We start from the raw sequence: 7375 nt of genomic DNA, 5'->3' as shown, positions 1-7375 counted from the left end.
CCGGTGGGGTTGCCGGGGGGCGGCAATGGCGCGGCAACCAGCGGTCCTTCCTGGGGAGCGGCGGGAACGGTGGTCGGATGCCCGGCGAACGGAACGGAAGGCGTGGCCGGAGGTGTCGCGCCCGCCGTCGGCGCGGCGCCGATCCCCGGCAGGGAAGGGGGGGGCGCTCCCACCGAGGGCACGGATTGGCCCGGCAGCGCGGCAAAGAATGCATTTGCCATCTGCGCGATGATGGCGGGGTCGGGCGCTCCGGCTAGGCGCGCCGAATCCGCTTCGAGGCCTGCGGACGGCGGCAACCCCGCTCCCCCGTGGGGAGTTTGGGGTACCGGGCCGCCGCCGAGGTCACTCGTAATACTCATGGCCATATTTGTGATAGCGGCCGACGTCGACATCTTCGAGCACCCCGAGCGCATCCTTGGTGAGGATGGCCGACGAGCAATAGAGCGAGATCAGATAGGACGCGATGGCCTTGCGGTTGATGCCCATGAAGCGAACCGAAAGGCTGGGCGAGATTTCACCGGGGACGCCCGGCTGGAACAGGCCGACCACGCCCTGCTTCTGTTCGCCCGTGCGCAGCAGCAGGATGTTGGATTTGCCATTCGCGTCGACATAGAGCTTGTCGGTGGGGACTATCGGCAGGCCGCGCCAGGTGATGAAGGGCGAACCGAACAGCGTGACGGTGGGCGGCGGGACCCCGCGCCGCGTGCATTCGCGCCCAAACGCGGCGATGGCCCTGGGATGCGCCAGGAAAAAGGCGGGTTCCTTCCACACCTTGGAGATCAACTCATCGAGGTCGTCGGGCGTGGGTGGGCCGCTGCGGGTCTTGATTCTCTGTGATGCGGCGGTATTGGGAAGCAGGCCGTAATCCGCATTGTTGATCAGTTCGGATTCCTGCTTTTCCTTTACCTTTTCGATCAGCAGGCGAAGCTGCTCCTGGATCTGATCGATCGGATGGCTGTAGAGGTCCGAAACGCGGGTTTGAACGTCCAGTACCGTGGTGACCGCATTGAGCCAATATTCATTCGGCTCCTCTTCGTAAGGTACGAAGGTCTCGGGAAGTTCGGCATCGCCGCGCGGACTGCATTGGACGGTGGTCGAGGCGTCGACGGTCGATTCCTTGACCCGGTTCAAACGGTAGATGCCGGCTTCAACCGGAACCCATGGCAGGAAGGAAACCAGCCATCGTGGCGTGATGCCTGACCATTGCGCGCGGGTCTTGGTGGCATTGGCGAGTTGGCGAGCGGCCTGCTCACTGAGTGTTCGGCGTTCTTCAGGGATGTCTTCGGCCATGCGATCTTCTCCTCGGCGAGGCGGTCGGCGTATGCGGCTCGTCGTTCCTCACAAGAGCTTGTGAGAGAATATGTACGAACATAATTCTGCGGAAAAACAGGAAACGCTTATATTGCAGTGCGGTCAATAACCGAAAAGATAGATATCGTGGAATTATCCAATTTTACGGATGAACATCCTTGATATTGAGCGAAATACATTATGTTGATATTTTTTGTGAATATTATGGTAATCACCAGAGGTGGTGGAAAATTTATTAATTTAACACTTATCAACAGATAATTTTTCGATATGGCGAACGAGAGGGCGCCTGTGAAGATCTGCAATCCTTCCGGCGTCGCAGCGAGATGGTTTTCATCATTGTGTCGCGCGCATGAATAACAGTAATTTATCGATGTTTAATTTTTAAAAACATAATTTAATGTGAAAATAATCGGGGACATCACCATCAGCTGTAGTATATATTCTACTGGAATTGTGTGGTGTCACGGCTGGTTTTGGTGCCAGGAGGTTCTGGATGACGATCGTTTCCTCTCAATCCCCGGCATCCTTGTGGTCGGTGACCGCGCGGCCGGGGCCGCCGACGAGTCCGTTGGACGGCGATCGCACCGTCGACGTCGCGGTTATCGGTGGCGGATATGCCGGACTGTCGACGGCATTGCATGTCGTGCAAGCGGGAAAAAGCGTGGTCGTTCTGGAGGCCGTCGACATCGGGTATGGCGGCGCGGGGACCAACAACGGACAGGTCATTCCAGCCCTCACCCGCGCCAATCCCGAGGATCTTCGCCAGCGATTCGGGGAAGAGCGGGGCAATCGTCTGGCACGGTTGATCGCGGGTTCCGCGGCCTTCACATTCGATCTGATCCGAAAGCACGGCATCGAATGCGATGCGCAGCAGACGGGCTGGGTGCAGCCCGCTCATTCGCCCGGCCGGGCGGTGTTGGCCAGGCGTCGTTACGAGCAATGGGCCGAATTGGGAGCGGACGTCGCCTATCTCGATCGGGAGCAGGTGGGGACACTGACGGGGGCGGTCATCTATCACGGCGGTTTACTTGCCCGCACCGGCGGGCATGTCAATCCGCTTGGCTTGGCGCGTGGTTTGGCCGAGGCCTCATTGCGGGCCGGCGCCGAGATATTCACCAAGTCACCCGTTCTTTCGGTGGCGCCGCAGGGTGACGGCTGGAGATTGCAAACACCAAACGGCGCCGTGGTCGCCGGCAAGGTGGTGGTGGCGACCGATGCTTACGCCGATGCGCTCTTTCCGGCGCTGCGGCGCTCCATCGTTCCGGTCCGTTCCTATCAAATGGCGACGCAGGCGCTGGCGCCCGAGATTTTGTCGCAAGTCCTGCCGCTGAATCATGCCTTGTCGGATAGTCATCGCGATCTCTATTTCTTTCATGCCACCGCGGATCACCGCATCGTGACCGGTGGCGCATTGGCGCTGAATTTCCAATGGCGATCCCGTCTGGATCGTCGGATCGGCGAACGTTTGCGCAGAGTGTTCCCGGTCCTCGGTGACGATATCCGATTCGAATATCAGTGGTATGGCGACGTCGCCATCACGACGAATTTCCTGCCCCATTTTCATCAGGTTGCCCCCGGCATCATCACCGTCATCGGCTACAACGGCCGGGGACTGGCCCTGGCCGCGGCGGCAGGCAGGGTTTTGGCCCAGGCGGCCTTGGGGCATGACGTCAATGATCTGGACCTGCCGTTGACTCCCCTGGCCACGATCCCTTTGCAGGGCCTGGTGCGTCGTTTTTCGAGGATAGAGTTGCTGCGCTATCGTTGGCTTGATCGTCAGGAGGTGCGGGCCTGATCATGACCGCCACAATTCTGGAACAACGGGCCATCGAAGCGGCTTTCGCCAAGCAGGTATTCGAGGCCATGACGGTCGAGATCGGCGTCGAGGCGGCCAAGCGGATCCTGGCGAAGGCGGTGATCGAGGCGGCCCGGAAAGCCGGCGCCGATTTGGCGGAACGTTCCGGAGGTCCGTCGGATCTTCGGGCTTTTGCAGAGCTCCTGGCGCTATGGCAGCAAGATGACGCGCTGGCCATCGATTGGCTGAGGGTGGAACCCGATCATCTGGACTTCAACGTCGTCCGCTGCCGTTACGCCGAAACCTATCGGGCACTGGGCGTCGCCGATATCGGGGGGCTGTTGTCCTGCAATCGCGACGGAGAGTTCTGCGCCGGCTATGACCCTCGCATGCGCCTGGAACGGACGCAGACCATCATGGACGGCGCCAGCCATTGCGATTTTCGCTATTCCCTTCCCGGGGATCGGTCCTGAGGAATGGCCCTTTTCGCTGAAATTCAGGCTCGGGACGCCGAGATCAAGCAGTGGCGGCATCATCTGCACGCTCACCCGGAGACCGCCTTCGAAGAGGTCGAGACCAGCGCCTTCGTGGCGGGCAAGCTCCGCGAATTTGACATCGACGTTCATCAGGGAATTGCCAAAACCGGCGTCGTCGGCGTGATCAGAGGCCGCGCCGACGGACCATGGATCGGGTTGCGGGCCGATATCGATGCTCTCGACCTGCAGGAGGGCAACGATTTCGATCACCGGTCGCGCCGCCCGGGAAAGATGCATGCCTGCGGTCACGACGGACATACGGCCATGCTGTTGGCGGCGTCTCGGCATCTGGCCGAGACCCGGGATTTCGCCGGAACCGTCGCCGTGATTTTCCAGCCGGCCGAAGAAAACGAAGGTGGCGGGCGAGCCATGGTTGAAGACGGCCTGTTCGAACGCTTTCCGATCGGTTCGGTCTATGGCATGCACAATTGGCCCGGCCTGGAGGCGGGGCATTTTGCCATCCGTTCCGGCCCGGTGATGGCCGCTTACGACATTTTCGAGATTCACCTGGATGGGCAGGGCGCCCACGCCGCCATGCCGCATCTCGGCCGCGATGTCATTGTCGCGGCATCTCATCTGGTCGTCGCATTGCAAACCATAGCCTCCCGCAACGTCGATCCGCTTGAGGCGGCGGTGGTCAGCGTTACCCAGATCCATGGCGGCGACACCTGGAATGTCCTGCCGCAGCAGGCCGTGCTGCGCGGCACGGTGCGGACATTTCTGCCGGCGCTTCAAAATGAGGTGGAACGCCGCATTGGGGAGATTGTCCAGGGCGTGGCGAGCAGCTTCGGCATCACGGGACGGTTGCGTTACGAACGCCGCTATCCACCGACGATCAATGCGCAAGAACCGGCACGTATTGCCGGGATTGCGGCCGCGGCGGCCGTCGGTCCGGACAAAGTCGACTTAAATCCCCGTCCGGCGATGGGCTCGGAGGATTTCTCCTTTCTTCTGCAAGCCTGCCCGGGAGCTTACATTTGGCTCGGTTCGGGGCCTGGACGGGCCGGGACCCCACTGCATAACCCCGGGTACGATTTCAACGACGCGGTTCTGACGCTGGGGGCCAGCTACTGGGTGCATTTGGTGCACACGGTGCTGCCGCTCGAGAACTGAATTCCCATTCTTCATCGACGAGGGTAACCAAGATGATCCTGTCTCGCCGTGCTTTGCTTGCCTCGGTTTCCGCCGCCGCCGCCGCCGCGGCATTGCCCCGTCCCATCTTCGCCGCTGACGAACAGCCTCGCCGCGGTGGCGTTCTGACGGTGCATCAAGCCACGGAGCAACGCATTCTCAATCCCGCATTGCGGGCATCGACCGGCGTCTACATCGTGACAAGCAAGATCATCGAATCGCTTGTCGACCTTGGTCCGGACGGCAAGCCCGAGCCGGTACTCGCCACCTCCTGGAGTGCGACGCCGGACGGCAAGACGATCACCTTCAAATTGCGCGAGGGGGTCACTTGGCACGACGGCAAGCCCTTCACCGCAGCGGATGTTCAATATAATGCGCTGGAGCTGTGGAAAAAGCATTTGAACTATGGCACGCAGCTGCAGCTTTATCTGGACGCCGTCGACACGCCCGATCCCCATACCGCGATCTTCCGGTATTCTCGTCCGATTCCGTTGCCGTTGTTGTTGCGGGCATTGGCCGACCTTGGTTATGTCGTCCCACGCCATGTTTTCGAAGGAACCGATGTCCTGGAAAATCCGGCGAACACGGCGCCGATCGGGACCGGGCCCTTCAAATTCGTCGAATATCAGCGGGGCCAATATATCGTTGCCGAGCGCAACCCGAACTATTGGAGAAAGGGCTATCCCTATCTCGATCGGATCGTCTGGCGTTTCATTACCGATAAATCGGCGGCGGCGGCGGCGTTGGAGACCGGGCAGGTGCAACTGTCCGCTTACAATCAGCTCTCCCTGTCGGATATCGACCGCCTGAAATCGGATCCGCGCTTTGAAGTTTCCTCCCGCGGCAACGAGGCCAACGCCTTCAACAATACGGTGGAATTCAATCATCGGCGCAAGGAACTCGCCGATGTCCGGGTCCGCCGCGCCATCGCGCACGCCATCAATGTCGATTTCTTTAACGAGAACTTCCTTTATGGGCATGGCAAGCGCGCCACGGGGCCGATTCCGTCCAACTCCACGGCATTTTATCAGGGCGGAAGCTTTCCCTATCCCTTCGATCCCAAGCGCGCCGACGCGTTGCTCGACGAGGCGGGTTATAAGCGCGGTCCCGATGGAAACCGCTTTTCCCTGCGCCTGGTTCCCGTCCAGAACGGCGAGGACGTGCCCCAATTCGCCACCTTCATCCAACAATCCCTGGCTGACGTCGGAATCAAGGTCGAGATCGTGCAACTTGATATCGCCGGCGCTCTATCGACCATCTACAAGGACTGGAATTTCGATCTGGCCACCGGGTGGCATCAATATCGCGGTGATCCCGCGGTCTCCACCACCGTCTGGTTCCGTTCCGGAAGTCCGAAGGGATCGCCATGGACCAATCAGTTCGGGTGGCAGTCCGATAAGGTGGATCGCCTGATCGACGACGCCGCTTCCGAGGTCGATCCGGTCAAACGCAAGGGGCTTTATGACGATTGGGTCAAAGAGGTCAACGCCGAACTTCCCCTTTGGTTCGCCACCGAGCGGGAGTTCATCTCCGTTACCAGTAAGAAGTTGAAAAATCATCATAATACGCCGCGCTGGCCATCCAGCTCGTGGTATGACTTGTGGCTCTGACGGGCCTCATGCCGCTTCTCGGTTTCGCTCTGCGACGATTGCTCACCAGCATTCCCAGCTTGCTGATCATTCTGGTGGGCGTGTTCGTCCTGTTGCAATTCGCCCCCGGCGATACCGTCGACGCCCTGTTGGCCCAGATGGGCGGCGGCGATATCGCGGTGATCGAGAATCTAAGACGTTTTTATGGTCTGGATGCCTCCGCCACCGTGCGGATGGGGCGTTATCTTTTGCGGTTGGTCCAACTGGATTTGGGATTTTCCGCTATTTACGGCAAGCCGGTTGCCGAGGTCATCGTCGAGCGTCTGCCGGTGACCCTGTTGCTGATGGCTTCTTCTCTGCTGTTGGCCCTGCTCGGCGGAATCGTCCTGGGGACGATGGCCGCCCGGCGCGTCAACAAGTGGCCCGACGCGCTGATTTCCACCGTGGGGCTGTTGTTCTACGCCACCCCTTCGTTCTGGTTGGGCCTGATGGGGATGGTGGTGTTCGCCGTGAAGCTGGGATGGCTGCCGTCCGGAGGATATGAAGAGCTGGGGGCCGGACACGTCGGTTTTTGGCGGCTGGTGGACATCGCGCGCCATATGGTTTTGCCGACGCTGACTTTGGCACTGATTTTTCTGTCCATCTATCTGCGCATCATGCGGGCCTCGATGCTCGAGGTATCGACCATGGATTTCGTTCAGACCGCTCGTGCCAAAGGCGTGGACGAGACCCGCATCGTCACCCGGCATGTGTTGCGCAACGCTCTGTTGCCGATGGTCACCTTGGTCGGCCTGCATGCGAGCACCATGTTGGGAGGTTCGTGTGTGGTCGAAAGCGTTTTCACGCTGCCAGGGTTGGGGCGTCTTGCCTATGAGGCCGTTGTTCAGCGCGATCTCAATACCTTACTGGGGATCGTCTTCATTTCGGCTCTGCTGGTGATCATCGTGAATTTCCTGGTGGACTTGCTGTATGCGCGCCTGGACCCGCGTATCCGCGAGAAGGGGCGCTGA

At 60.2% G+C, this 7375-nt stretch carries 6 protein-coding genes and 1 pseudogene; 5 read left to right on the top strand and 2 right to left on the bottom strand.

Annotated features, from left to right (window positions below; all coding sequences use genetic code 11):
• Window positions 1-296 (bottom strand): annotated as a pseudogene (locus tag CWS72_RS27535) (aminotransferase class V); the annotation flags it as partial.
• Between the two features lie 46 nt (window positions 297-342).
• Window positions 343-1290 (bottom strand): family 2A encapsulin nanocompartment shell protein, encoded by a 948-nt coding sequence (locus CWS72_RS23615; RefSeq protein ID WP_101253109.1) that lies wholly within the window; start codon window positions 1288-1290, stop codon window positions 343-345.
• A 517-nt stretch (window positions 1291-1807) separates the two neighbouring features.
• On the opposite strand from CWS72_RS23615, the gene CWS72_RS23610 reads away from it, so the two are divergent.
• The 5 genes from CWS72_RS23610 to CWS72_RS23590 are packed head-to-tail and all read left to right on the top strand — an operon-like array spanning window position 1808 to window position 7375.
• Window positions 1808-3109 carry an NAD(P)/FAD-dependent oxidoreductase gene (locus tag CWS72_RS23610; protein ID WP_101253108.1) on the top strand — a complete coding sequence of 434 codons (1302 nt, stop codon included), beginning with the start codon at window positions 1808-1810 and terminating at the stop codon, window positions 3107-3109.
• 2 nt (window positions 3110-3111) lie between these two features.
• On the top strand, window positions 3112-3582 hold the full coding sequence (locus CWS72_RS23605) for an L-2-amino-thiazoline-4-carboxylic acid hydrolase (protein WP_101253107.1): 471 nt from the start codon (window positions 3112-3114) through the stop codon (window positions 3580-3582).
• 3 nt (window positions 3583-3585) lie between these two features.
• Entirely contained in the window at window positions 3586-4758 is a 1173-nt protein-coding gene (locus tag CWS72_RS23600) for a M20 aminoacylase family protein (protein WP_101253106.1), read from the top strand.
• A gap of 32 nt (window positions 4759-4790) precedes the next feature.
• Complete coding sequence (locus CWS72_RS23595) at window positions 4791-6386, top strand: ABC transporter substrate-binding protein (RefSeq protein WP_101253105.1); 1596 nt, start codon at window positions 4791-4793, stop codon at window positions 6384-6386.
• A complete protein-coding gene (locus CWS72_RS23590) occupies window positions 6377-7375 on the top strand; it encodes an ABC transporter permease (protein WP_241911868.1) in 999 nt (332 codons plus the stop codon). Before CWS72_RS23595 ends, CWS72_RS23590 begins: the two co-directional genes overlap by 10 nt.

It is taken from the genome of Telmatospirillum siberiense, assembly GCF_002845745.1.
Lineage (GTDB): Bacteria > Pseudomonadota > Alphaproteobacteria > Rhodospirillales > Magnetospirillaceae > Telmatospirillum > Telmatospirillum siberiense.
Note: the sequence above shows the minus strand (reverse complement) of the source record. Positions and strands in the feature narration are given on the sequence as shown.

What these genes read in the sequence shown, in the direction of transcription:
- CWS72_RS23615 (WP_101253109.1), bottom strand. Translation starts at nt 1,290, where the DNA reads ATGGCCGAAGACATCCCTGAAGAACGCCGAACACTCAGTGAGCAGGCC.
- CWS72_RS23610 (WP_101253108.1), top strand. Translation starts at nt 1,808, where the DNA reads ATGACGATCGTTTCCTCTCAATCCCCGGCATCCTTGTGGTCGGTGACC.
- CWS72_RS23605 (WP_101253107.1), top strand. Translation starts at nt 3,112, where the DNA reads ATGACCGCCACAATTCTGGAACAACGGGCCATCGAAGCGGCTTTCGCC.
- CWS72_RS23600 (WP_101253106.1), top strand. Translation starts at nt 3,586, where the DNA reads ATGGCCCTTTTCGCTGAAATTCAGGCTCGGGACGCCGAGATCAAGCAG.
- CWS72_RS23595 (WP_101253105.1), top strand. Translation starts at nt 4,791, where the DNA reads ATGATCCTGTCTCGCCGTGCTTTGCTTGCCTCGGTTTCCGCCGCCGCC.